The 22,104-nt window shown below is 68.8% G+C and carries 21 protein-coding genes; 9 read left to right on the top strand and 12 right to left on the bottom strand.

Going from position 1 to position 22,104, the window contains the following annotated elements:
- Nucleotides 1-57: 57 nt before the first annotated feature.
- Nucleotides 58-1,782: a 2-oxoglutarate dehydrogenase, E2 component, dihydrolipoamide succinyltransferase gene (gene sucB / locus ACI2JZ_RS01760; protein ID WP_404596329.1), complete on the top strand. Its 1,725-nt coding sequence runs from the start codon at nt 58-60 to the stop codon at nt 1,780-1,782.
- A gap of 11 nt (nt 1,783-1,793) precedes the next feature.
- Here sucB and ACI2JZ_RS01755 read toward each other — a convergent pair whose 3' ends face one another.
- Nucleotides 1,794-3,266: a hypothetical protein gene (locus ACI2JZ_RS01755; protein ID WP_404596328.1), complete on the bottom strand. Its 1,473-nt coding sequence runs from the start codon at nt 3,264-3,266 to the stop codon at nt 1,794-1,796.
- A 169-nt stretch (nt 3,267-3,435) separates the two neighbouring features.
- Here ACI2JZ_RS01755 and ACI2JZ_RS01750 point away from each other — a divergent pair, with 169 nt between their 5' ends.
- The gene (locus tag ACI2JZ_RS01750) at nt 3,436-4,143 is read left to right on the top strand and encodes a DUF4191 family protein (RefSeq protein WP_404596327.1); all 708 of its coding nucleotides are present in this window, start codon (nt 3,436-3,438) and stop codon (nt 4,141-4,143) included.
- 62 nt (nt 4,144-4,205) lie between these two features.
- On the opposite strand, the gene ACI2JZ_RS01745 is transcribed toward ACI2JZ_RS01750, so the two are convergent.
- The gene (locus ACI2JZ_RS01745; protein WP_247622353.1) at nt 4,206-5,393 is read right to left on the bottom strand and encodes a RimK family alpha-L-glutamate ligase; all 1,188 of its coding nucleotides are present in this window, start codon (nt 5,391-5,393) and stop codon (nt 4,206-4,208) included.
- Nucleotides 5,394-5,418: 25 nt separating this feature from the next.
- Between ACI2JZ_RS01745 and ACI2JZ_RS01740 the strand changes: the two genes are divergently transcribed.
- Nucleotides 5,419-5,898 (top strand): ATP-dependent zinc protease, encoded by a 480-nt coding sequence (locus tag ACI2JZ_RS01740; protein WP_282185356.1) that lies wholly within the window; start codon nt 5,419-5,421, stop codon nt 5,896-5,898.
- 4 nt (nt 5,899-5,902) lie between these two features.
- On the opposite strand, the gene ACI2JZ_RS01735 is transcribed toward ACI2JZ_RS01740, so the two are convergent.
- Nucleotides 5,903-6,334 (bottom strand): RDD family protein, encoded by a 432-nt coding sequence (locus ACI2JZ_RS01735; protein WP_404596326.1) that lies wholly within the window; start codon nt 6,332-6,334, stop codon nt 5,903-5,905.
- Nucleotides 6,335-6,477: 143 nt separating this feature from the next.
- Here ACI2JZ_RS01735 and glnA (ACI2JZ_RS01730) point away from each other — a divergent pair, with 143 nt between their 5' ends.
- The gene (gene glnA, locus ACI2JZ_RS01730) at nt 6,478-7,902 is read left to right on the top strand and encodes a type I glutamate--ammonia ligase (protein ID WP_247622350.1); all 1,425 of its coding nucleotides are present in this window, start codon (nt 6,478-6,480) and stop codon (nt 7,900-7,902) included.
- A 123-nt stretch (nt 7,903-8,025) separates the two neighbouring features.
- The gene (locus ACI2JZ_RS01725; protein ID WP_404596325.1) at nt 8,026-8,592 is read left to right on the top strand and encodes a hypothetical protein; all 567 of its coding nucleotides are present in this window, start codon (nt 8,026-8,028) and stop codon (nt 8,590-8,592) included.
- A 114-nt stretch (nt 8,593-8,706) separates the two neighbouring features.
- Here ACI2JZ_RS01725 and ACI2JZ_RS01720 read toward each other — a convergent pair whose 3' ends face one another.
- A complete protein-coding gene (locus tag ACI2JZ_RS01720; RefSeq protein ID WP_404596324.1) occupies nt 8,707-9,183 on the bottom strand; it encodes a hypothetical protein in 477 nt (158 codons plus the stop codon).
- 87 nt (nt 9,184-9,270) lie between these two features.
- Here ACI2JZ_RS01720 and ACI2JZ_RS01715 point away from each other — a divergent pair, with 87 nt between their 5' ends.
- Complete coding sequence (locus tag ACI2JZ_RS01715) at nt 9,271-9,480, top strand: hypothetical protein (RefSeq protein WP_404596323.1); 210 nt, start codon at nt 9,271-9,273, stop codon at nt 9,478-9,480.
- Between the two features lie 224 nt (nt 9,481-9,704).
- On the opposite strand, the gene ACI2JZ_RS01710 is transcribed toward ACI2JZ_RS01715, so the two are convergent.
- The 5 genes from ACI2JZ_RS01710 to ACI2JZ_RS01690 all read right to left on the bottom strand — a co-directional run bounded on the left by ACI2JZ_RS01710 (nt 9,705) and on the right by ACI2JZ_RS01690 (nt 13,579).
- A complete protein-coding gene (locus ACI2JZ_RS01710; protein WP_404596322.1) occupies nt 9,705-9,926 on the bottom strand; it encodes a WhiB family transcriptional regulator in 222 nt (73 codons plus the stop codon).
- A gap of 540 nt (nt 9,927-10,466) precedes the next feature.
- Nucleotides 10,467-11,405, bottom strand: coding sequence for a glutaminase A (gene glsA, locus ACI2JZ_RS01705; RefSeq protein WP_404596321.1), 939 nt, complete (start codon nt 11,403-11,405; stop codon nt 10,467-10,469).
- 33 nt (nt 11,406-11,438) lie between these two features.
- A complete protein-coding gene (locus ACI2JZ_RS01700) occupies nt 11,439-11,777 on the bottom strand; it encodes a transcription initiation protein (RefSeq protein WP_336640285.1) in 339 nt (112 codons plus the stop codon).
- 42 nt (nt 11,778-11,819) lie between these two features.
- On the bottom strand, nt 11,820-12,515 hold the full coding sequence (locus ACI2JZ_RS01695; protein WP_404596320.1) for an ABC transporter ATP-binding protein: 696 nt from the start codon (nt 12,513-12,515) through the stop codon (nt 11,820-11,822).
- Entirely contained in the window at nt 12,512-13,579 is a 1,068-nt protein-coding gene (locus tag ACI2JZ_RS01690; protein WP_404596319.1) for an ABC transporter permease, read from the bottom strand. The genes ACI2JZ_RS01695 and ACI2JZ_RS01690 overlap by 4 nt, the downstream gene beginning before the upstream one ends.
- Nucleotides 13,580-13,742: 163 nt before the next feature.
- Here ACI2JZ_RS01690 and ACI2JZ_RS01685 point away from each other — a divergent pair, with 163 nt between their 5' ends.
- The 3 genes from ACI2JZ_RS01685 (at nt 13,743) to ACI2JZ_RS01675 (ending at nt 16,816) form a co-directional block, all read left to right on the top strand.
- Nucleotides 13,743-14,924: a sensor histidine kinase gene (locus ACI2JZ_RS01685; protein WP_404596318.1), complete on the top strand. Its 1,182-nt coding sequence runs from the start codon at nt 13,743-13,745 to the stop codon at nt 14,922-14,924.
- Nucleotides 14,921-15,547, top strand: coding sequence for a response regulator transcription factor (locus ACI2JZ_RS01680; RefSeq protein WP_247622344.1), 627 nt, complete (start codon nt 14,921-14,923; stop codon nt 15,545-15,547). Before ACI2JZ_RS01685 ends, ACI2JZ_RS01680 begins: the two co-directional genes overlap by 4 nt.
- A gap of 111 nt (nt 15,548-15,658) precedes the next feature.
- Nucleotides 15,659-16,816 (top strand): AI-2E family transporter, encoded by a 1,158-nt coding sequence (locus tag ACI2JZ_RS01675; protein WP_404596317.1) that lies wholly within the window; start codon nt 15,659-15,661, stop codon nt 16,814-16,816.
- On the opposite strand, the gene ACI2JZ_RS01670 is transcribed toward ACI2JZ_RS01675, so the two are convergent.
- From ACI2JZ_RS01670 to glnA (ACI2JZ_RS01660), 3 genes are read right to left on the bottom strand one after another with little or no spacing between them, the layout of a single operon-like run.
- Nucleotides 16,803-17,723 carry a diacylglycerol kinase family protein gene (locus ACI2JZ_RS01670; RefSeq protein ID WP_247622341.1) on the bottom strand — a complete coding sequence of 307 codons (921 nt, stop codon included), beginning with the start codon at nt 17,721-17,723 and terminating at the stop codon, nt 16,803-16,805. The two genes, ACI2JZ_RS01675 and ACI2JZ_RS01670, sit on opposite strands and share 14 nt — an antisense overlap.
- Nucleotides 17,724-17,771: 48 nt before the next feature.
- On the bottom strand, nt 17,772-20,747 hold the full coding sequence (locus tag ACI2JZ_RS01665; RefSeq protein ID WP_404596316.1) for a bifunctional [glutamine synthetase] adenylyltransferase/[glutamine synthetase]-adenylyl-L-tyrosine phosphorylase: 2,976 nt from the start codon (nt 20,745-20,747) through the stop codon (nt 17,772-17,774).
- Nucleotides 20,748-20,756: 9 nt separating this feature from the next.
- A complete protein-coding gene (glnA, locus tag ACI2JZ_RS01660; RefSeq protein ID WP_247622339.1) occupies nt 20,757-22,094 on the bottom strand; it encodes a type I glutamate--ammonia ligase in 1,338 nt (445 codons plus the stop codon).
- Between the last annotated feature and the right edge of the window lie 10 nt (nt 22,095-22,104).

Below are 22,104 nucleotides of genomic sequence, written 5' to 3'. Positions count from 1 at the left end.
GCCCAGGGTCACTAAGCTAGACAAGCGTTTGAACAACTTTCTGAAGGAGACTCCGTCATGAGCACATCCGTTATCCTCCCCCCGCTCGGAGAGAGCGTTACAGAGGGTACGGTCACCCGCTGGCTCAAGCAGGTGGGTGACACTGTGCAGGCGGACGAGGGCCTGCTCGAGATCTCGACCGACAAGGTCGACACCGAGATCCCCTCGCCGGTCACCGGCGTGATCGAGGAGATCCTGGTCGCCGAGGACGAGACCGTCGAGGTCGGCGCCCTGCTCGCCCGCATCGGCGACGGCAGCACGTCCGCACCGGCGGCCGACGCCCCCGAAGCCGCAGCTCCCGCTGCCGAGGCCGCTCCGGCCGAGGCCGCCGCTCCCGCCGCAGAGCCCGCTCCCGCCGCGGAGGCCGCTCCGGCCGCAGAGGCCGCTCCCGCCGCCGCTGCTCCGGCCGGTGACGCCAAGGACATCGTCCTGCCCGAACTCGGCGAGAGCGTGACCGAGGGCACCGTCACCCGCTGGCTGAAGCAGGTCGGCGACGAGGTCGCCGTCGATGAGGCCCTTCTCGAGATCTCGACCGACAAGGTCGACACCGAGATCCCGTCGCCCGTCGCCGGTGTTCTGCAGGAGATCCTCGCCGCAGAGGACGAGACGATCTCTGTCGGTGCCGTGCTCGCCCGCATCGGATCGGGCGCCGCTCCCACCGCTGCGCCGGCCGCACCCGAGGCCGCCGCTCCCGCACCCGAGGCCGCCGCCCCGGCGCCCGCGGCTGCACCGGCACCGGTCGCTGCCCCCGCACCTGCTGCCGCTCCGGCACCTGCTGCCGCTCCGGCACCGGCTGCCGCTCCGGCACCGGCTGCGGCCCCGGCTCCGGCCGCCGAGAACGACAACCTGTACGTCACCCCGCTGGTGCGCCGCCTGGCTTCGCAGCAGGGTGTCGACCTCGCCTCCGTGACCGGCACCGGCGTCGGCGGACGTATCCGCAAGGAAGACGTGCTGAAGGCCGCCGAGTCGGTCGGCTCCGCTCCGGCCGCCGCGGCTCCCGCCGCACCCGCTCCTCTGGAGGTGTCGCCGCTGCGCGGCACGACCCAGCCCATGTCGCGCCTGCGCAAGGTGCTGGCGGAGCGCGCTGTCGCCTCGATGCAGCAGACGGCGCAGCTGACCACCGTCGTGGAGGTCGACGTCACGGCTCTCGCGGATTACCGCGACAGCGTGAAGGCGTCGTTCCTGCAGAAGACCGGTGACAAGCTCTCGTTCCTGCCGTTCTTCGCTCTGGCCGCCGCTGAGGCGCTGCGCGCCTTCCCGATCGTGAACTCCACGGTCGACGGCGACCAGATCGTGTACCCGGCGACCGAGAACCTCTCGATCGCCGTCGACACCGAGCGTGGCCTGCTGACCCCGGTTCTGCGCGACGCCGCGTCGAAGAACATCGCGGAGATCGCGCACGAGATCGCCGATCTCGCCGCCCGCACGCGCGACAACAAGCTGAAGCCCGACGAGCTCGCCGGCGGCACGTTCACGCTGACGAACACCGGTTCGCGCGGCGCGCTCTTCGACACCCCCGTCGTCTTCCTGCCGCAGTCGGCGATCCTCGGAACCGGAACGGTCGTCAAGCGCCCCGGCCTGGTCAAGGTCGGCGGTTCGGACGCGATCGCGATCCGCTCGTACGTGTACCTCGCGCTCTCGTACGACCACCGCATCATCGATGGCGCGGACGCAGCCCGCTTCCTCGGTGCGGTGAAGGCCCGCCTCGAGTCGGCGCAGTTCGCCGCTCAGCTCGGAGCCTGACGACCGACGCCTCATGATGGCTGGTCCGCGACGTCGTACACGTCGCGGACCAGCCATTTCTCGTTCATCCGCACGAGGACGAGAATGCGCGGTGCCGCCGGAGACTCCGCACGGATCACCGCGACGTCACCGTACTCGTCGACGGGAGAGATGGCGGGTTCGGTGCCGGCGATCTCGCCCAGCTCCACGACATCGACCGTCGATCCCTCGGCGATCACGTCCGGACACGATGAGGCCCCGGCTTCGGCGCAGGAGGCTGCTCCGATGAGCAGCGATGCAGCCGCCGTAACCGCCGTCTCGTCGGACGCGGGGGCAGTCGTTCCGAGATCCTCGGCCGCCGGCGTCGGGCTCGGAGACCCCGACGTCTCGTCTGCGGTCGCCGGCTCCGTGGCCGTCGCGCTCTCGGACGCCGTCCGAGACGGAGCGCCGTGCCCTTCGGCAGCCTCCCCCGACTCGCCGCCGGGCCACAGCAGGCCGCCCGCCAGCACCGCGACCGCCGCCGCAGCGGCGATCAGAAGGCTCCGACGACGTGAGCGGGGCCCGACCCGCTCGTCGGTTCGATTCCGTGTGCCACTCGCTGACGGAGAGGCCGAGCGTCTGGCCAAGGACTGCGGGTCCCGATCCGGTAGCGCACGAGCGACGCGCCGCACCGCCTCCGCGACGCTCCCCCGGAGCGCTCCGAGCGCCTCACCGACGAGGCTGGGCCGCTCCGCCCTTCTCGCCCGACGCGACTCCACCGATCCGGTCCACGCGATTCCTCGGCGCCCCAGTGCCTGCCGCTCGCTCGGACGGGCGTTCGCCGCTCGGGCGACGTCTCGCGCGCGCTCGGGCGTGAGCACGTCGCACCGCAACGGGCGCGGTGACGCGATCTGCAGGAGAGCCTCCTCCCACTCCTCGATCCGACGTTGTGGTACGCGTGGCTGCGCCTCACCCAGATGCAGCCCCATCTGCACCTGGGCGAGGACGCGCCCCATTCCCCTGTCGCGGCACCCCTCCGCGACGAGCTCGACCACACGCGCCGCGCCCGCGCACGCGGCCTCCCCCTCCCCGACGACGAACACGGGGCGTCCCTCCCCGGTGACCCACCAGGTGCCGCTCTCGCGTGCCCCCGGCTCCCCGAGTTCGTCGATCCCCCGCAGCACGCTCGCCACGAGCGTGCTGCACTCCCCCAGCGACAGATGCTCGTCGACGACGTGTCGACGCGCGAGAAGGCTCGTCACCCTCTCCGTGCACCACGGCAGCAGCACGTCGTGCCCGTCGCGACGCCGCACGACGTCGAGCGGTGCGGCGATGTGCTCGGCGCCGGCGAAACCCCAGCCGGCCCATCCCGCCAGCGCCCCGGCATCCACCTGCACCGCCACGCCCTCCCCGCGGGTGACGAGCAGTCCGCCGAACGGAGTCTCCGCCGCGTCGAGCGAGCGGACGACCCGGTGCGCATCCGGCACGAGCGGTGGCGTCGGGGTGCCGGCTGCGTCATCTGTCATGTCCCCATGACAGCGCACTGCCCAGGGCTCGAGAGCGGGAAACGGGCTGATGGGGATGGATCCGCACGATCCGCGCTCTGTGCAGGAGCGGTCGACGCCCTGACGATCGCGCTCCGCTCGGCGCGAACGACGGCATCAGCGGCACCGGGGACTCGGTAGGCTTGTCCCTATGGCAAAGACTCCCGAACCCGAGAAGCGTCCTGGGTTCTTCTCCCAGATCAAGTCCCTCTTCAGGTTCACCAAGGAGGCGTACCCCTGGCTGCCCTGGGCGCAGCTCGCGATCCTCATCGGCGGCATCCTCATCGGACTCGTCGTCGGGTACCTGATCCCCCCGCTGCAGTGGTGGACTCTTCTGCTCTGGGGCATCACCGGACTCATGCTCGGCGTCCTCGCCGCGATGTTCCTCATGACGCGCCTGTCGACCTCGGCGATGTACACGAAGATCGACGGCATGCCCGGCGCCACCGGCCACGTCATCAGCACCAGCCTCGGACCCCGCTGGCAGGCATCCGACACCCCGGTCGGCATCAACCCCAAGACCCAGGAGGCCGTCTACCGCGCGGTCGGCCGCGGCGGCATCGTCGTCGTCGGCGAGGGCGCGCGCGGACGCCTCACCCGTCTGATCAACGAGGAGCGCAGCAAAGCCCAGCGCGTCGCCAACGGCGTGCCCGTCACGGTGCTCTACGTCGGACACGGCGATGACGAGGTCGCGATCTCCGACCTTGCCAAGACGATCAAGAAGATCCCGAAGGCGATCGACAAGGCCACGATGGCCGCCGTCATCCGCCGCATCGAGTCGGTGTCGCAGTCGCTGTCGTCGCTGCCGATCCCGAAGGGGATCGACCCGACCAAGGTGCGCGCCCAGCGTCCGCGCTGAGCGCCGACAGCCGAAGAAAGACGAAGCGCGGCCGTTCCCCTCGGGGGACGGCCGCGCTTCTCTCACTCCGAGAGGGGCTGGCGAGGCAGGCGCCGCACCTTGGCGCGCCGGCGGCGACGCTCGGGCACCATCGAGCGCATCTCGTCGAGCTTCCCGAAGCAGAACAGCCGGTCATCGGCCTCGAGCACGACGTGCTTGCGCGGGTTGGGGATCACCGTCACCCCGCGGTGCAGCGTCAGCACCGTGATGTCGCGCTCCCACAGACCCGCCTCGCCGAGCGTCTTGCCCACGAGGTCGACGGCACCGTGCACCATGAGCTCGGCGACGCCGTACCCGGTCGAGACCGTGAGACGCTGACGCACATCGATCTCGGGGAACGCGACCTGCCCGGCGATGTAGTCGATGATCGCTCCCGCGACGTCGAGCTTGGTCGCCGTCTCGATGCCCTGGAGACCCGGCGAGGAGTTCACCTCCATCACGAGAGGGCCGTCATCACCCTCGAGCATGTCGACGCCGGCGACCCGCAGGCCCATGATCTGAGCAGACCGGACGGCGGCGCGCTCGTACACCGGATCGAGCTCGACCGCCTCGACCGATCCGCCGCGGTGCACGTTCGATCGGAACTCGTCGCCGGCCGCCGAACGTCGCATCGCCGCGACGACGCGATCACCGACGACGAGCGCGCGGATGTCGCGACCCCGGCTCTCGGCGATGAACTTCTGGATCAGCACGTTCTGCTTCGTGGAGTGCAGCGTCTCGATGATCGCCTCCGCCACCTTGACCTGCGGGGCGAGGATCACGCCGATCCCCTGCGTGCCCTCCAGGAGCTTGATGACGACGGGAGCCCCGCCGACGCGCTCGATGGCCGGGCGCACGTCGGCGCGGTTGCGCACGAAGGCGGTGGGCGGCATGGCGATGTTGTGCCGCGACAGGATCTGGTTCGCGCGCAGCTTGTCACGGGCGCTCGAGATTCCGTTGGCGGTGTTCGGCGTGTAGACGTCCATCTGCTCGAACTGCCGCACCACGGCGGTGCCGAAGTACGTGATCGAGTTGCCGATGCGGGGCAGGATCGCGTCGTAATCGCTGAGCTGACGCCCCCGATAGTGCAGGTCGGGTTCGTCCGCGGTGAGGTCGATCGCGAAGCGCAACGTGTTCAGCACCTTGACGTTGTGCCCGCGCTGGAGCGCGGCGGCACGGAGGCGCTGGGTGGAGTACGCCTGGGGCGCACGGGAGAGCACTGCGAGCTTCACGAAGATTTCCTGCCAGGATGGTCGGGTGACGAAGACATCCCATTCAAACACTCTTACGGGGTGGCGAGAATGGGTGAGCCTGCCCGATCTCGGCGTGGACTGGATCAAGGCCAAGATCGACACCGGCGCACGTACTTCATCGCTCCACGCGTTCGACATCCACGAGTTCGATCAGGACGGCGCGCCGTGGGTCAGATTCAAGGTCAAGCCCTGGCAGGACAGTCAGGCGGATGCCGTCGTCGTCGAGTCCCCCGTGCACGACCGTCGCGCGGTGCGCAGCTCCTCCGGCCACGCGCAGGAGCGCCTCGTGGTGGAGCTCCTCATCCGCCTGGTCGACCGCGAGGTGCTGGCGGAGGTCACGCTGAGCAACCGCGACGAGATGGGCTTCCGCATGCTCATCGGCCGGGAGGCGCTCCGTCAGGGATTCTCGGTCGACCCCGCGCGATCGTTCCTCGGGGGCCGGGCGCCGCGTGAGGCCCGTCGCCGGAACCGCGGCAGGATCTGACCGCTCAGGTGCGGATCAGCACCGTGCCGACGACCTTGTCGTGGAGTCCGCGCTGGTCGGCATCGAAGATCACCGCGGGGATCACGACGATGAGCAGCAGCGTGCGCACGATCGGTCGCCACAGGCCCACCCAGCCGCCGTCGAGGCGCACCACGCGCATCCCGAGGATGCGGTGCCCGGGGCTTCCTCCCGCCGTGGGGATGAAGAGGATCTGCAGCAGGGCGAACACGGCCATCGGGCCGAACTGGCTGAGTCCCGCCTCGGCGGGCAGGGCGAACTGGTCGAAACCGAGGAACGCGGTGGCGATGATCGTCGCCGCGACGTAATCGATCAGGAGCGCTCCGATGCGTCGTCCGAGGCGACCGACGCTCCCCGTGCCCGACGCGGGCAGTCCGAGGCGTTCACCGGGGTAAGCGTTCACAGCATCCGTCACCATCCCAGCCTACCGAGGGCCGATATGCGCTCCGACCGGCGAGGCGCTGTAACACGCCCGAAACAAAGTCGATACCGTGGAGAAATCCCCCGACCGTACTCTGCGAGTGGCCCCGAAGCCATCGATCCGTCTTACAGGAGTCGTACATGTTCAAAGATTCGTCCGAGGTTCTGAGCTACATCAAGGAGAACGACGTCAAGTTCCTTGACATCCGTTTCACCGATCTCCCCGGTGTGCAGCAGCACTTCAACATTCCTGCATCGACGGTCGACGAGGCGTTCTTCACCGAGGGGCAGCTGTTCGACGGCTCCTCGATCCGCGGCTTCGCCAGCATCCACGAGTCCGACATGCAGCTCATCCCCGATGTCACCACCGCGTACATCGACCCCTTCCGCGAGGCGAGCACCCTCGTGATGATCTTCGACATCTACAACCCGCGCACGGGTGAGATCTACTCGAAGGACCCGCGCCAGGTCGCCAAGAAGGCCGAGAAGTACCTCGCCTCCACCGGCATCGCCGACACCGCGTTCTTCGCCCCCGAGGCCGAGTTCTACATCTTCGACGACGTGCGCTACTCCGTCACCGCCGGTGAGAGCTTCTACAAGGTCGACTCCGAAGAGGCCGCGTGGAACACCGGTCGCGAGGAAGAGGGCGGCAACCTCGCCAACAAGACCCCGTACAAGGGCGGCTACTTCCCCGTCAGCCCGGTCGACAAGACGGCCGACCTGCGCGACGACATCACGCTCAAGCTGATCGACGCCGGCTTCATCCTCGAGCGCTCGCACCACGAGGTGGGCACCGCGGGTCAGCAGGAGATCAACTACCGCTTCGACACGATGGTGCACGCGGCCGACGATATCCTGAAGTTCAAGTACATCGTCAAGAACACCGCCAACGAGTGGGGCAAGGTCGCGACCTTCATGCCCAAGCCGCTCTACGGCGACAACGGCTCCGGCATGCACACGCACCAGTCGCTCTGGAACGACGGCAAGCCGCTGTTCTACGACGAGGCGGGCTACGGCCAGCTCAGCGACATCGCGCGCTGGTACATCGGTGGCATCCTGGCGCACGCGCCGGCCCTGCTCGCCTTCACCAACCCGACGCTGAACAGCTACCACCGTCTGGTCAAGGGCTTCGAGGCGCCGGTCAACCTGGTCTACTCGGCCGGCAACCGCTCCGCCGCGATCCGCATCCCGATCACCGGCTCCAACCCCAAGGCCAAGCGCATCGAGTTCCGCGCGCCGGATGCCTCGGGTAACCCGTACCTGGCCTTCGCCGCGCAGCTCATGGCCGGCCTCGACGGCATCAAGAACCGCACCGAGCCGCACGAGCCCGTCGACAAGGACCTCTACGAGCTTCCGCCCGAGGAGGCCAAGGGCATCCCGCAGGTGCCGAACTCGCTGCTCGACTCGCTCGACGCTCTCGCGGCCGACCACCAGTTCCTCCTCGAGGGCGGCGTGTTCACCAAGGAGCTCATCGAGACCTGGATCTCGTACAAGTACGAGAACGAGATCCTCCCGATGGCGCAGCGCCCGCACCCGTTCGAGTACGAGCTGTACTTCGGCGTGTAGCCAGATCTCGCGGGATTCCAGGGGTTAGTCCGCAGGGAGTCCGCAGAATCTCTGATAGAGCCCGTCTCAGCATCTTGCTGGGGCGGGCTCTTCGTATTGAGCCCACCCACTAGCTTGTCTTTCGTGACCTCATTCGAGCCTCTAACTTTCGTGGCCAGCATCAGCGGCAGTCTCATCGTCGCTTACGTCGGTGTGCGCTATTTCACAGGCGCGAAGATCCGCGCCGAACGCGCAGATGTCGCGCGCAGAGAACTCAGGAAGGCGGTGGCGCCCTGGTTGCGCGCCGCTCGAGAGCGTGCCGCTGGAAGGGGCAGGAACCTGCAGCGCGAGGTACGCACATCCGATGCCGAAGACGGCGTGCGCGCACTCGCCGTCCTAAGGATCGCGGAGGATCTCCCCGCGTGGCGGCGCAGGCTCATTCACCGACGGTGCCGCGTTGTCTTCGGCGCCGAGTGGTATGAGCTCGCGCAGGAGCAGGTCGATGTCGAGACGGACGCGCTAAGTGATGCCGGTCATATTCTCACTCGCGCGCTGTTTCAGCATGCCGAGCCGGGAGTGCGCGTCCTCGGGGTTGGCCAGCCGAAAGTCACTTTCAGTACGGGTCTGATGCAACGCGTGTACTCGTCGAACGTGAACGCCGACGCATCCGTCCTCGTCGACCAGTTACGGAAGCTCAGCAAGGGCTACTGACTGACGGACGCCGCTCCGAGACCGGTGTGACGCGAAAGGGCGGTGACGGCCGCGGCGATCGACGATGCGCCGAACGCGACGAACTTCCCGCGACCAAAGCCCGGCCGACACTGATCAAGAGCGCTGGACGCCCCTGATCTCGCGCAGCACCTCGTTGACCGCGAGTTGCGTCTCGATCGCCGGCTTGCGGTAGGCCGGCACGTCGTCGGCTCCGAGCAAGCCCTGCAGTTTAGCGTCGTCGCCGACCCGTTCATCCCACAGCTTCGGAATGCGCTCACGGCCCAGGGCTCCGATGAGGGTCAGCGCTTCCGATCCGAGTCGCTTGGACTCCTCCCGATCGCTCGATCCGCCCTTGTTGAGGTTCTCGAGCAGCCTCGTGAGTGTCTCTAACTCGAACATGAGGTGTGCCTGACGCAGCGCCTCGCGGCGGTCTTCCGCCGCGACGGCAGCAGCTGCGGAACGATCGTCCTCAGCGATCTTTTGAGCATTCTTGCGGTCTTTCGCCGAGACGATGAGAGCGACGACCGCTGCCCCGACTGCTGCCAGGACAACCGCTATTTGGATCAGGTTGCCGATATCTTGCGAGCTCATAGTCGGGAGTCTGGCAGTCTGTCCGTCACCTGCGCCAGCGTTCCTCGCGGGCCATGCATGTCCGATGTCCACGTTATGGTGTGGGCCATGGCATTCATCTCACGGCAGTACAGCGACAAGGATCTGGCCGATCGGCTTCTCGAGCGGAAGCGCGACTTGAGCTTCGAGGGGGCTCGGGTAACCGACGTTGATCTATCCCTTCCGACCTCGAACGCCTCGCGAACGATCACTGTCACTCTCAGCGTCCCGGTCACTCGCGAGGATCTGGAATACATCCTCGCCGAGCCGATCGACTGAACGATGAGCATCGCCGATTGGTGGTTCAAACTCCCCGAGAGCGCACGCAGCGCTCTCGTCGAAGATCCCCAGCGTAATCTGACGGCCGATCTGGTGATCGCTATAACGCACGCAGCAGGTGTAGGGCCGACACTGACCCGATGGGAGGCTCAGCCACCCGTGCCGGCTCATCTGACGCCCGAGCAGGTGGAGTGGATTCGAACCCACGGGGCTACTAATTCGCTCTAGCGGGTGAAGATTCCCGGGGTGCCGCCGTTTCGTTCCGACGGCAGCACCCCGGCCCACATCTCCGAGGCCGGCCGACCCGCCGCGGCGAACGCGGCGCAGACATCGGACAGTGGGCATTCCGCGCAGACGCCGCGCATCATCGCGAGTTCCTCCGGGTCGACGAACTTGTCACGGGTGAACGTCTCGAGGCCGTCGCATACCGGGGCAGTGTCTTCCATCGTCCGCATGAGCGCCGCGTGCTCCGCCTGGCCACGGAAGTCGCGAGCTCGCGCAGCACGTCCTCCCAGGACACCGCGGCCTCCGTGGCGGTGTCAACGTCCTCCGCGCTGACGGCGAGTCGGGTAGCCGTCTCGTTGCGTGTAGCCGCGGCACGCACCCGCTGAGCGAGTACCTCCGCCGAGAGTGGCGGGGCCTCTTCCCGGCGTCGAGGATTCGGCGTCGGATCCGGTTCTGATGCACGGGTGACTCTGCCATTTTGCGGCGCCACCACTCGAGTAGCGTCTCGAGCTCGACGTAAGCGGGGGTGTCCGCGAGAGTCACCGCGAGTCCGCAGAAAGTCCGCAGAAGCCCCAGATATGCCCGCGCATCGACACCACTCCCCACCATGGAGAAGCCCGGAACTACGGGGATTCCCGAACGGGCACGCGCCGACATGCACCCACGGAAAGTACGAGCTGTACTTCGGCGTCTGATCCCGGATCGAGAAGAGCGCCCCACCGGCTTCGGCCGGCGGGGCGCTCTTTCGTTCTGCAGCGGCGTCACCCGCGCGGCATCGCGAACGCGTGGAGGCCGAGCTCCCGGCTCAGGACCTCGCTCACGTGATGTCCGCGCACGCTGGTCCCCTGCTCGTCGAGTGGCGGACTCACCACGGCCGCTCCCAGCGCCGCCGGCACCGCGAGGACGATCGCGCCGGACACGCTCGACTTCGCCGGCACACCGACCTGGCGCATCCACCTCCCCGACCCGTCGTACACGCCGCAGGTCGCCATGACCGAGACGACGTCGCGTGCGACGTCGGAGCCGACGACCTGCACCCCGGTGAGCGGGTTCCGCCCTCCGGCGGCGAGCGTGGCGCCCATGGCCGCCAGATCGCGCGCGTCGACGAGAACGGCGCACGCGCGGGCGTAGACGGCGACCGCCTCGTCGGCGCCGACCTGCAGCGTGCCCTCCGAACGCATCAGGTGAGCGAGCGCGTGATTGCGATCACCGAGCAGGTGCTCGCTCTCGGCGACGCTCTCGGAGACGCTCAGGTCACGACCCGCGAAAGCCGACAGTCCCACGAGGATCCGTCGACTCCTGGCGGCGGCATCCGCGCCGTCCACCAGCGCCGAGGTGAGCAGCGCGCCGGCGTTGACCATCGGGTTGGGCGGGCGGCCGGTGCCGCTCTCCAGCTTGATCGCGTCGAAGGCCTCCCCGGTCGGCTCGATGCCCAGACGATCGAGAGCCGCGGGTCCATGGTCCTGGAGCGCCAGGGCGAAGAGGAACGGCTTGACGGCGGATTGGATGCTGATCTGCACGTCGGCCTGAGCGGTCGCCCTCGTCTCGCCGTCGAGCGTGACGAGCGCGATGCCCAGCAGGTCGGGGTCGGCATCGGCGAGTTCCGGGATGCTGTCGTCGACGGCGCCCCCTCGCTCGCGCAGCGCCCGGTCGCGCACGCCGTCGAGATCGTAGGAGAGGGGATCGACCGCGGAGTTCATGGTCCCAGCCTGTCACGCCCGGGCCGAGGCTCGTCAGCTCGCCGGGTCGTACCCGAACTCCCGGAGCTCCTGAGGGCACCGGCATGCGTGCGCGACGCGCGCCGCCCAGTCGACGGCATCCGCTCGCGTGGGCAGCTCGAGGACGAGGAATCCTCCGGTGATCCGCGACCCGGGGTACGTCTCGTCGCTCACGGCACCGCGACCGGTCACGAGCACCGGAGCCACGTCCTCGTCGATCCCGCCGCCGAAGACGTAGACGCCCGCGGCCTTGGCCTCGTCGATCACGGCGTGCGAGGTCTCGACGACTTCCGGGAACTCCTCCTCCGTCAGATCCATCGCTTCGGCGGGGAAGGAGATCAGGTACTTGGTCATGCTCCGATGGTGCGTCGCGGGACGGGAGTGCGCAAGAGCGAGTCAGCGCGTGACCGCGGCGGGGTGATCGATACGTCCGTCGACGAGCTGGACCACGGAGTGCATCCGTGGCAGATGGACGAGATCGTGGGTGACGAGCAGCGTCGACGTGCGCCGCTCGTCGGTCAGACGCAGCAGGAGGTCGATGATGCTCGCGCCGCGCTCCTGGTCGAGTGCGCTGGTCGGTTCGTCGATGAGGAGCACGCTCGGTTCGTTCATCAGCGCACGCGCGATGTTCACGCGCTGACGCTGTCCTCCCGAGAGCTGGTGCGGACGCTTGTCGAGGTGCTCCGCGAGGCCGACATCCCTGAGGAGCGATTCGGCACGTCGGGTCGCGGCCGCACGGCGTCGCCGCGGACGATCGCCACCGAGCTCGTTCATGACCACGAGTTGCTCGTGAGCGGTCAGGGACGGGAGAAGATTCGATTGCTGGAAGACGATCCCGATGGACGTGCGGCGCAGTTCGGACGCCCGATCTGCCGTCAGGGTCGTGGCATCGACGCCGTCGATCACGACACGACCGGAGTCCGGCCGGATCAGCGTGGCCGCGACCGCCAGCAGGCTCGACTTGCCCGAGCCGCTCGGCCCGGTGATCGCCGTCACCTCGCCCGGGGACGACGAGAGCGTGACGTGGTCGACGGCGGTGATGCGATCGCTTCCGTCGGGGAAGGTGAGGGTGATGTCTTCGAGGCGGATCATCGGTTGCTCCCGAGTGCGGTGAGGGGGTCGGCGGAGGTGACGGAACGGAGGGCGAACGCGGCGCCAGCGAGACCGAGAACGATCATGAGCACGGCCGGAAGCACGGTGGTGAGCGGACTCAGGAGGAACGGCAGCGCGGCACCCGCAAGAGCCCCGAGGATCGACACGACGCCGATCCCGGCGCCGATGCCCGCCACGAGCACCAGCGCCGCCTGTCCGAGCGCATCGCGCACGAGCACCGAGGTGCGGGCGCCGAGGGCCTTCAGGATCGCGATGTCGGGTGTGCGCTGCATCGTCCACACGGTGAAGAACGCGCCGATGACCAGCGCCGAGATGCCGAAGAGCATCGCGACCATGAGGAGCAGGGACCCGATCTCCGAACGGAAGGCGCTCAGCGCCGTCAGAGAGCCGACGATGGTCGTCGATCGAGTGCCGATCCGGCTGTCCGCCGCGTCCCACTCGGGTGAACCGGTGACCGCGAGCACCGTGGCGAAGGCATCCGGATCACCGGTCGCTTCCGCGTACGCCTGCCAATCCGCGAGGGTCATCCGCACGACGGGCGTGTGACTGTACCAGTCGTCTCCCCCGATACCCACGACCGTGTACGCGGTGCCCGCGATCGTGACCGGGTCGCCGAGGTGCGCGCCGAGCTCGTCCGCTGCGGGACGCGAGAGCACGAGCTCTCCGGAGGCGACCGGCGACTGCGGCGCGAAGTCGGGCTGCACGCCGAAGACGGCGATCGATGCGACGGTGTCTTCCGACTCCGCTCTGGTCTGACTGATGCCGAGGGGGTGCACGGATTCGACACCGGCGGTGGATTCCCACTCGGATGCCTGCTCCGCGGTCACTCGTGACTCGGCGAAGCTCGGTCCGTCGTCGGCACCGGGATCGGCGAAGACCACGCGGTCCCCGGGGATGCCGACCACGGCGGAGATGTTCTGGACGGCGAGGCCGCCGGTCAGTCCGCTGAGGAATCCGACCAGGACGGTGATGAGCGCGACGACGGTGCCGATCAGGACGAATCGTCCGCGGGCGAAGCGCAGGTCGCGGAGGGCGATGTACATGCGGGGTTCCTCTCCTGCCGTCGGAATGACGACGCTTCCACTCTCCTGTCTCGGTGGTCCGCGCTCATCGGCCGTGTGCACGGTCCTGACCGGCCGTTCGGTGGGGGACGGAATCGTCCTTTCGGACGATGCGGTGCGCACCCCGAAGCGTAGGATTCGAGGCATGGCCCACACCCCGCTCACACCCGTCTTCACGGGGTTGCGGACGGGATTGCACCTGCTCTTCGTCGCGCTGTGCGGACTCGTCATCGTGCGGGCCTTCCTCGCTCCAACCCCGACGAGCATCCCCGCGATCGCCCTCACCGTCGCGCTTCTGGCGACATACGGGTGCGGGGCTGCGCTGGCTCGCTCGACCTCTCGCTCGAGCTGGCTCACGGGTGTGTGGCTCGCGGCGGTCAGCGTCGAATGGGTGCTCCTGGTCTTCCTCACCGCCGAGGCCGCGTATCTGGTCTTCCCCCTGTTCTTCCTCTACCTGCACGTGCTCGGGCGCCGATGGGGCACGCTCGCCCTGCTCCTGGCGACCGGGGTGGCGATCTGCACGCTCGGTCTCCACAGCGGATGGACCGTCGGCGGGGTCGTGGGGCCCCTCGTCGGCGCCGGCGTCGCCCTGCTGATCGGCCTCGGCTACGAAGCCCTCGCTCAGGAGGCACGGCAGCGGGAAGATCTCATGCGCGAACTGCTCGCGACCCGCGACCGATTGGCGACCACCGAGCACGAGTCGGGAGTGCTGGCGGAGCGCGCACGTCTCGCACGGGAGATCCACGACACGCTCGCGCAGGGCCTGTCGAGCATCCAGATGCTGCTCCATGCCGCCGAGCGGACGGATCCGGAGCGCCCGGGGATCGAGCACCTCCGCCTCGCCCGTGAGACCGCCGCAGACAACCTCGGCGAGGCGCGCCGGTTCATTCGCGAACTCGCTCCCCCGGACCTCGATGACCACGGTCTCGCCGGGGCACTCCGCCGTCTGGCCGACGACCAGTGGTCGACGCAGGGACTCGACGTCGACGTGCGCGTCTCGGAGGCGGTCGATCTCCCCATGCACGTGCAGACCGCGCTGCTGCGGATCGCCCAGGGAGCGATGTCGAACGTCGTGCAGCACGCCGATGCGCGCACCGCGACGATCGCCCTCACCCTGAGTCCCGGCGACCTGGAGTTCGTGATCTCCGACGACGGCCGCGGGTTCGACGCCGGCCTGGACGCCGACCGCCCCGCCCGTTCGGACTCGTTCGGACTGCGCGCGACGCGCGAGCGCGTGGATCAGCTCGGCGGCACCCTCGACGTCCGTTCCCTTCCGGGTGAGGGGACCACGCTGCGCGTCTCCTTGGCTCTCGAGGGCCGCGCATGATCCGTCTCCTGGTCGTCGACGACCACCCCATCGTCCGCGCCGGACTGGTCGCCCTGTTCGCCCTCGACGACGACATCGAGGTCATAGCGGAAGCCTCGACCCCCGACGAGGCCGTCGCCGTCGCGGAACGCGCGAACCCCGATGTCGTGCTCATGGATCTGCAGTTCGGCGCGGGAACGGCCGGATCCGGTGCCGAGGCCACGCGGAGGATCCGGGCACTCGACGCACCGCCCTACGTGCTCGTCCTCACGAACTACGACTCCGACGCCGACATCCTCGGAGCGGTGGAGGCGGGCGCGAGCGGCTACCTGCTGAAGGACGCGCCGCCGCATGAGCTCTCCGCGGCGGTCCGTGCGGCCGCGGCCGGGGAGAGCGCACTCGCGCCCGTGATCGCCACCCGGCTGCTGCAGCGGATGCGCGCCCCGAAAGCGAGCCTGAGCGCGCGCGAGATCCAGGTGCTCGAACTCGTCGAAGCCGGCCGCACCAACACCGAGATCGCGAGCGAGCTCTTCGTGAGTGAGACGACGGTCAAGTCGCATCTCGCGCACATCTACACGAAGCTCGACGCGACGTCGCGCACGGCCGCGGTATCGGAAGCCCGGCACCGCGGCATCCTGCGCTGACCCGCCATCCACAGGCACAGAACAGTGGCCTGCGCAAGCCCGCGTGTCCTTGCTTGACCCGGGTCGGACGCGGTGGTCAACTGAGAGGTCTGCACTACGAGGGGATCCATCATGCGCCGCAGAAAATCAGTCACGAGGACCGAGACCATCGAATCGGGCCCCGCGACGGGCCGCACCTCGCGGCAGGTCAGCTCGGTCACGGCCGCGGCCCGCACGAATCCCTTCATGTTCGGACTGCTCGGCGCACTCGGCGTTCTGGTGGCCCTCGCGATCGGCGGGATGGTCGGCCAGCTGGCGACGGTGTTCGTCTACATCGGCGTCGCGATCTTCCTCGCCCTCGGACTCGACCCCATCGTCTCGTTCATCGAGCGCAAGCTCCCGCGGCCCGCCGCCGTCGCGATCGTCGTCGCCGTCGTGGTGCTCGCCTTCGCGGGCATCATCCTCGCGATCGTCCCGATCCTCGTGGAGCAGATCACCAACCTCGTCAACGACGGCCCGCAGATGGTCGAAGACTTCATGGCCAGCGCCTGGTTCAAGGACGTGACGGCGCAGTTCGGATCGACCTTCGAAGACGCGGCCCAGGGGGTTCTGAGCTTCGTGCAGGATCCCGGCAACATCCTCAACATCAGCGGCGGGGTGTTCGCGGTCGGCGCGGGTATCGCCGGCGGCTTCACGGGCGTGACGATCGTGCTCATCCTCACCCTCTACTTCATGGCATCGCTGCGCAGCATGAAGAAGGTCGCAACGCGCTTCGTGCCCGCCTACCAGCGCGACACGTTCAGCGGCCTGCTGGAAGACGTCTCCGGCGCCGTCGGGCGCTACGTCATGGGTCAGGCGAGCCTCGCCCTCGTCAACGGCATCCTGAGCCTGATTTTCCTCAGCATCATCGGTGCGCCGGTGCCGGCACTGCTCGCCCTCATCGCCTTCATCGGATCGATGATCCCTCTGGTCGGCACCCTGGCCGCGTCGATCATCAACTCGCTGATCTGCCTGTTCATCAGCCCCGTGACCGCGCTCATCGCCATCATCTACTACCTGGTGTACATGCAGGTCGAGGCCTACGTGCTCTCCCCGCGCATCATGAACAAGGCCGTCGCCGTCCCCGGCGCGCTCGTCGTGATCGCCGCCGTCGCCGGCGGTGCGCTCGGCGGCATCCTCGGCGCCCTGGTCGCGATCCCCGTGGCCGCGAGCATCATCATCATCGTGCAGAAGGTCGTGTTCCCCGCTCAGGACCGCAAGCAGGTGCCGCCGGCGCTCACCGCACCGTGAGAGCGCCCGGCTGCACCCGCACCGCGAACTGAGTGATCTCGCCCATCTCCTCACCGTCGATCTCGAAGACGAGCGGCTGGGCGAGCGAGACCGCGATCCTCTCCACGGCGAGATGCTGCGCCGAATCGGTGCTGACCGCCTCGTCGCCACCGGTGAGCAGCCGCCGGATGCCGTTGTCCCACACCACCGAACGCAGGGTGTTCATCCACTGGAGCGCGCCCTCCGAGCTGATGAGGAGGATGTCGAGCAACCCGTCGTCGAGCTGCGCATCGGGGAGCAGGCGGAGTCCGCCCTGGAGCATGCCGCAGTTGCCGATGAGCATCGTGTGCCCGCGCACCTCCTCGGGTTCGCGATCATCCACGGTCACGGTGATGTCGGTCATCTCCGTGCCCGCCAGCGCGCGCCCCATGGCTTCGACGTACGCGAGCCATCCCGCCCGGTCCTTGAGGTCGTCGTTCGTCTCGACCAGCATCTGCGCATCGATCCCGAACCCCACCATGACGGCGAACGCGCGAGTCTCGCCGTTGAACTCCACCCAGCCCAGGTCGATGTGCTGCGGAGTGGCATCGCGCACGCGCTCGAGGGCCGCGACCATACCGGTCAGCGGCACTCCGAGGTTGCGAGCGAGCAGGTTGCCGGTCCCCTGCGGAACGATCCCCAGAGCGACCTCCGTGCCGGCCAGGGCTTCAGCGACGGCACGGACCGTCCCGTCACCGCCCACCGCTACGACCACCTCGCACCCGTCCGCGACGGCCTCCGCGGCCATCCCGCGCCCCGGATCGTCGATGCTCGTCTCCCACCACCGGATCGGGGCATCCGTTCCGAAGACCTCGTCGACCGCGGCGCGCACCTCGTCTCCGTCGATCTTGGACGGATTCCACACGATGCCGATGCTCGAGACGCTCATGAGGCCAAGCCTGGGGCCGAACGCGTCTCGCCGCAAGTCGACACGGGTCTAGCCGTAGAACTCCTGCTCGAACGCCTTGCGGGCGCGTCGAGTGACGCCCAGGTACTCCTCCTCGAGCTCGGTGGCCGAGCGGTCGGGATAGCCGAGGATCCGCGCGATCCCGTCGAGCTCGCGGCGATCCGCGGGGAGCACGTCGCTGGTCGTTCCGGTGAGGATCGTGATCGCCGAACGCAGACGGCTGGACAGCAACCAGGCCTCACGGAGGCGATCGGCGGCCTCGGCCGGGAGGAGTCCGGCATCGACCGCCGCGCCGAGCGCTCCCAACGTCGACGTCGTACGCAGGCCCGGCACGGCGTGCGCGTGCTGCAACTGGAGCAGCTGTACGAGCCACTCCACATCGCTGAGCGTCCCGGGGCCGAGCTTGAGGTGGCGACGCGGGTCGGCCCCCTGGGGAAGCCTCTCCCCCTCGACGCGCGCTTTGATGCGCTTGATCTCGCGGGTGCCCTGCAGGTCGATCGACGCGGGGTAGCGGATCGTGTCGGCGAGCTCGGTGAAGCGCGCGATCAGCTTGGCGCTGCCGGCGACGCCACGCGCCCGAAGGAGCGCCTGCGCCTCCCACGACAGCGACCAGCGGCGGTAGTACTCGGCATACGCCTCGATCGATCGCACCACCGGACCGTGGCGACCCTCCGGGCGCAGTCCCGCGTCGAGATCGAGCGGAAGCCGATGGTCGGTGACCTGTTCACGGAGACCGGCGACGATCTTCGTCGCGAGCGTCTGCGCGCGGTCGGGATCGACGCCGTTCGCCGCGTACACGTAGAGGATGTCGGCATCCGATCCGAAGCCCAGCTCCGCTCCCCCGAACCGGCCCATGGCGATCACCGCGAAGTCGAGCGCATCGTCTTCGGGCGGCACGACATCGCGCAGCACCGCACGCAGCGCGGCCTGGATGGTCGCCTCGGTGATGTCGGTGAGAGCGGTCGCGACGTCCTCGATCGTCAGGACGTCGAGCACCCCGCCCATCGCGGTGCGCAGCAGCTCGCGACGCCGCAACGCGCGCACGGCACGCAGCGCGTCGCCGATCGTCTCGTGCCGCGTCTGGATCGCCCTGGCCTCCTCCGACAGCGCGGCGCCGCCGCGCGGACGCAGGGACTCGGTGCTGTCGAGCCAGGCCACGGACTCCGGGATCCACTCCATGAGTTCGCCGATGTACCGCGACGTCGACAGGATCCGGGTGAGGCTCTCGGCCGCCCCCGAGGAGTCCCGCAGCATCCGGAGGAACCAGTGCGTGTTGCCCAGGCGCTCGCTGATGCGGCGGAACGCGATCAGGCCGTAGTCGGGATCGGTGCCGTCGGCGAACCATCGCACCATCACCGGCATGAGGTGGCGCTGGATCGTGGCCTTGCGGCTGAGTCCGCTCGTGAGCGCGCCGATGTGTCGCAACGCGCCCGCCGGATCGCGGAAGCCGATCGCCGCCAGACGATCGTGCGCCTGCGCGGTCGACAGGGAGCGCTCGCCCTCGGGCAACGCGGCGACCGCGCTGAGGAGGGGACGGTAGAAGAGCCGCGTGTGGATCTCGCGCACTTCGCGTCGCACGCTCTCCCAGCGCGCCCAGATGCCGTCACCGCTGTCGGCCAGCGCCGTGCTGCGCGCGAGGACCCGGAGTCCCGCGGGCGTCCGCGGCAGGAGGTGGGTGCGGCTGAGCTCCTTGAGCTGGAGCCGGTGCTCCATCAGTCGCAGGACCCGGTAGTCGTCGGCGAAGGTCGTCGCCTCGACCCGCCCGATGTACCCGCCCTCGACGAGGGCCTCCAAACTCTCGAGGGTGCCACGGGTGCGCAGGGTGGCATCCGTGAGTCCGTGCACCAGTTGCAGCAGCTGGACGGTGAACTCGATGTCACGCAATCCGCCCTCGCCGAGCTTGAGCTGGTACGGGGCATCCTCCGGATCGATGTGCTCCTTGACGCGCTCGCGCATGCGCTGCACGCTGTCGACGAAATCCTCGCGGGCCGCGCTCGACCAGATCTTCGGCTGCACGGCGCCGATGTACTCCGCCCCCAGCTCCGGCTCGCCGGCGAGGGGCCGCGCCTTCAGCAGGGCCTGGAACTCCCAGCTCTTCGCCCAGCGGTCGTAATAGGCCAGATGGGATCCGAGCGAGCGGACCAGAGCACCCTGCTTGCCCTCCGGCCGCAGGTTCGCGTCGACCTCCCAGAGAGGCGGCTCCTTCTCGATGCCGCTCAGGCCGCGCATGGTCTCGCGGGCGAGCTTCGTCGCCAGATCGATCGCACGCGACTCGGAGACGATCTCCTCATCGGCCGTGCCGCCGACGAAGATCACGTCGACGTCGCTGACGTAGTTGAGCTCCCGCGCACCGGCCTTGCCCATGCCGATGATCGAGAGGCGGACGGCCGCCACCTCGCGCTGATCGACGGTCTCGCGCAATCGACTGCGCGCCACGGCCAGCGAGGCCTCGAGCGCCGCACCGGCCGCGTCCGCCAGCGCCGCCGCCACATCGGCGAGAGCCTCGACCGGTGCGGTCCGGGTCAGATCGTAGGCCGCGATCGCCGCGAGGCTGCGGCGGTAGGCGACCCGGAGCGCCACGACCTCGTCGTCACTGCCGGACCGCGCGAAGCCGTCGACGGCGCCGACACCGGCGAGCATCGCCCGGGTGAGCTCGTCTGCGGTCGGCAACGCATCGACCTCGTCGGCGAGCACCGAGAGCTCCGCGGGGTTGCGGAGGAAGAAGTCCGCCAACCCCTCGGATGCCCCGAACACCCGCCAGGTGCGGCGCTGGGTGTCTCCGCCGTCGAGCAGGGCCGCCAACGGCGCGGGGTCGCGTCGCGCCACCCGCAGCATCCCGCGCACGGCCGCGTCGGGATCGGCGGCATCCGCCCCCGTCAGCAGCTCGGCACGCGAGCGACCGAGCAGTTCGGCGAGCTCGGCGAGGGCCTCGGCGGCCTCGCCGAGCTCATCGAATCCGAGTCGAGCCAGCGCGGACAGCGAGAAGGAATCGTCCGGACGGGCCATGCGCACGGCTCAGAGCAGCTCGAGGTTGTTTTTCAGCTCGAGCGGCGTGACCTGGCCGCGGTACGCCTCCCACTCCTTGCGCTTGTTGAGCAGCACGTAGTTGAACACCTGCTCGCCCAGCGTCTCGGCGACGAGCTCGGAGTCCTCCATGTACTCGAGGGCGTGGTCGAGGCTCGCGGGCAGCGACGAGTAGCCCAGCGCGCGGCGCTCGGCGTCGCTGAGCGACCACACGTTGTCCTCGGCCTCGGGCGGGAGCTCGTACTCGTCCTCGATGCCCTTGAGGCCGGCGGCCAGCATGAGCGCGTACGCCAGGTACGGGTTCGCGGCGGAGTCCAGCGCACGGTACTCGACGCGCGACGACTGCCCCTTGTTGGGCTTGTACATCGGCACGCGCACGAGCGCGGAACGGTTGGCGTGCCCCCACGTGACGAAGCTCGGGGCCTCGTCGCCGCCCCACAGGCGCTTGTACGAGTTGACGAACTGGTTCGTGACAGCCGAGATCTCGTTCGCATGGCGCAAGAGGCCGGCGATGAAGTGACGCCCGGTCTTCGAGAGCTGGTACTTCGCGCCCTCTTCGTAGAACGCGTTCTGGTCGCCCTCGAACAGCGACATGTGCGTGTGCATGCCACTGCCCGGGTGGCCGCTGAGGGGCTTCGGCATGAAGGTCGCGTACACGCCCTGCTCGATCGCCACCTCCTTGATCACCGTGCGGAACGTCATCACGTTGTCGGCGGTGGTGAGGGCGTCCGCGTAGCGCAGGTCGATCTCGTTCTGACCGGGTCCGCCCTCGTGGTGGCTGAACTCGACCGAGATGCCGAGGTCTTCGAGCATCCGCACCGAACGACGACGGAAGTCGTGCGCCGTGCCGCCGGGCACGTTGTCGAAGTACCCGGCGGAGTCGACCGGAACCGGTCCCTCCGGACCGTACTGCGACGACTTGAGCAGGTAGAACTCGATCTCGGGGTGCGTGTAGAACGTGAACCCGGCATCGGCTGCCTTCGCGAGCGTGCGCTTGAGCACGTGGCGCGGGTCGGCGACCGCGGGCTGGCCGTCGGGCGTCGTCAGGTCGCAGAACATGCGGGCGGTCGGATCGATCTCGCCCCGCCACGGCAGAGTCTGGAACGTCGTCGGATCGGGCTGCGCGAGCAGATCGGACTCATGGCTGCGCGTGAGCCCCTCGATGGCCGAGCCGTCGAAGCCGATGCCCTCGGCGAACGCGCCCTCGACCTCGGCCGGCGCGATGGCGACCGACTTGAGCGTGCCGATGACGTCGGTGAACCACAGGCGGACGAACTTGACGCCGCGCTCCTCGATCGTCCGGAGGACGAAGTCTCTCTGCTTGTCCATATCGTGCGGA

This window comes from Microbacterium sp. NPDC087868 (genome assembly GCF_044900755.1).
Lineage (GTDB): Bacteria > Actinomycetota > Actinomycetes > Actinomycetales > Microbacteriaceae > Microbacterium > Microbacterium galbinum.
This window is presented reverse-complemented; position numbering and strand designations above follow the sequence as displayed.

Bases quoted from the DNA above. Each gene is read 5' to 3' on its own strand.
- sucB (WP_404596329.1), top strand. From the start codon at position 58: ATGAGCACATCCGTTATCCTCCCCCCGCTCGGAGAGAGCGTTACAGAG.
- ACI2JZ_RS01755 (WP_404596328.1), bottom strand. From the start codon at position 3,266: ATGACAGATGACGCAGCCGGCACCCCGACGCCACCGCTCGTGCCGGAT.
- ACI2JZ_RS01750 (WP_404596327.1), top strand. From the start codon at position 3,436: ATGGCAAAGACTCCCGAACCCGAGAAGCGTCCTGGGTTCTTCTCCCAG.
- ACI2JZ_RS01735 (WP_404596326.1), bottom strand. From the start codon at position 6,334: ATGGTGACGGATGCTGTGAACGCTTACCCCGGTGAACGCCTCGGACTG.
- glnA (WP_247622350.1), top strand. From the start codon at position 6,478: ATGTTCAAAGATTCGTCCGAGGTTCTGAGCTACATCAAGGAGAACGAC.
- ACI2JZ_RS01720 (WP_404596324.1), bottom strand. From the start codon at position 9,183: ATGAGCTCGCAAGATATCGGCAACCTGATCCAAATAGCGGTTGTCCTG.
- ACI2JZ_RS01715 (WP_404596323.1), top strand. From the start codon at position 9,271: ATGGCATTCATCTCACGGCAGTACAGCGACAAGGATCTGGCCGATCGG.
- ACI2JZ_RS01710 (WP_404596322.1), bottom strand. From the start codon at position 9,926: ATGGAAGACACTGCCCCGGTATGCGACGGCCTCGAGACGTTCACCCGT.
- glsA (WP_404596321.1), bottom strand. From the start codon at position 11,405: ATGAACTCCGCGGTCGATCCCCTCTCCTACGATCTCGACGGCGTGCGC.
- ACI2JZ_RS01700 (WP_336640285.1), bottom strand. From the start codon at position 11,777: ATGACCAAGTACCTGATCTCCTTCCCCGCCGAAGCGATGGATCTGACG.
- ACI2JZ_RS01695 (WP_404596320.1), bottom strand. From the start codon at position 12,515: ATGATCCGCCTCGAAGACATCACCCTCACCTTCCCCGACGGAAGCGAT.
- ACI2JZ_RS01690 (WP_404596319.1), bottom strand. From the start codon at position 13,579: ATGTACATCGCCCTCCGCGACCTGCGCTTCGCCCGCGGACGATTCGTC.
- ACI2JZ_RS01685 (WP_404596318.1), top strand. From the start codon at position 13,743: ATGGCCCACACCCCGCTCACACCCGTCTTCACGGGGTTGCGGACGGGA.
- ACI2JZ_RS01680 (WP_247622344.1), top strand. From the start codon at position 14,921: ATGATCCGTCTCCTGGTCGTCGACGACCACCCCATCGTCCGCGCCGGA.
- ACI2JZ_RS01675 (WP_404596317.1), top strand. From the start codon at position 15,659: ATGCGCCGCAGAAAATCAGTCACGAGGACCGAGACCATCGAATCGGGC.
- ACI2JZ_RS01670 (WP_247622341.1), bottom strand. From the start codon at position 17,723: ATGAGCGTCTCGAGCATCGGCATCGTGTGGAATCCGTCCAAGATCGAC.
- ACI2JZ_RS01665 (WP_404596316.1), bottom strand. From the start codon at position 20,747: ATGGCCCGTCCGGACGATTCCTTCTCGCTGTCCGCGCTGGCTCGACTC.
- glnA (WP_247622339.1), bottom strand. From the start codon at position 22,094: ATGGACAAGCAGAGAGACTTCGTCCTCCGGACGATCGAGGAGCGCGGC.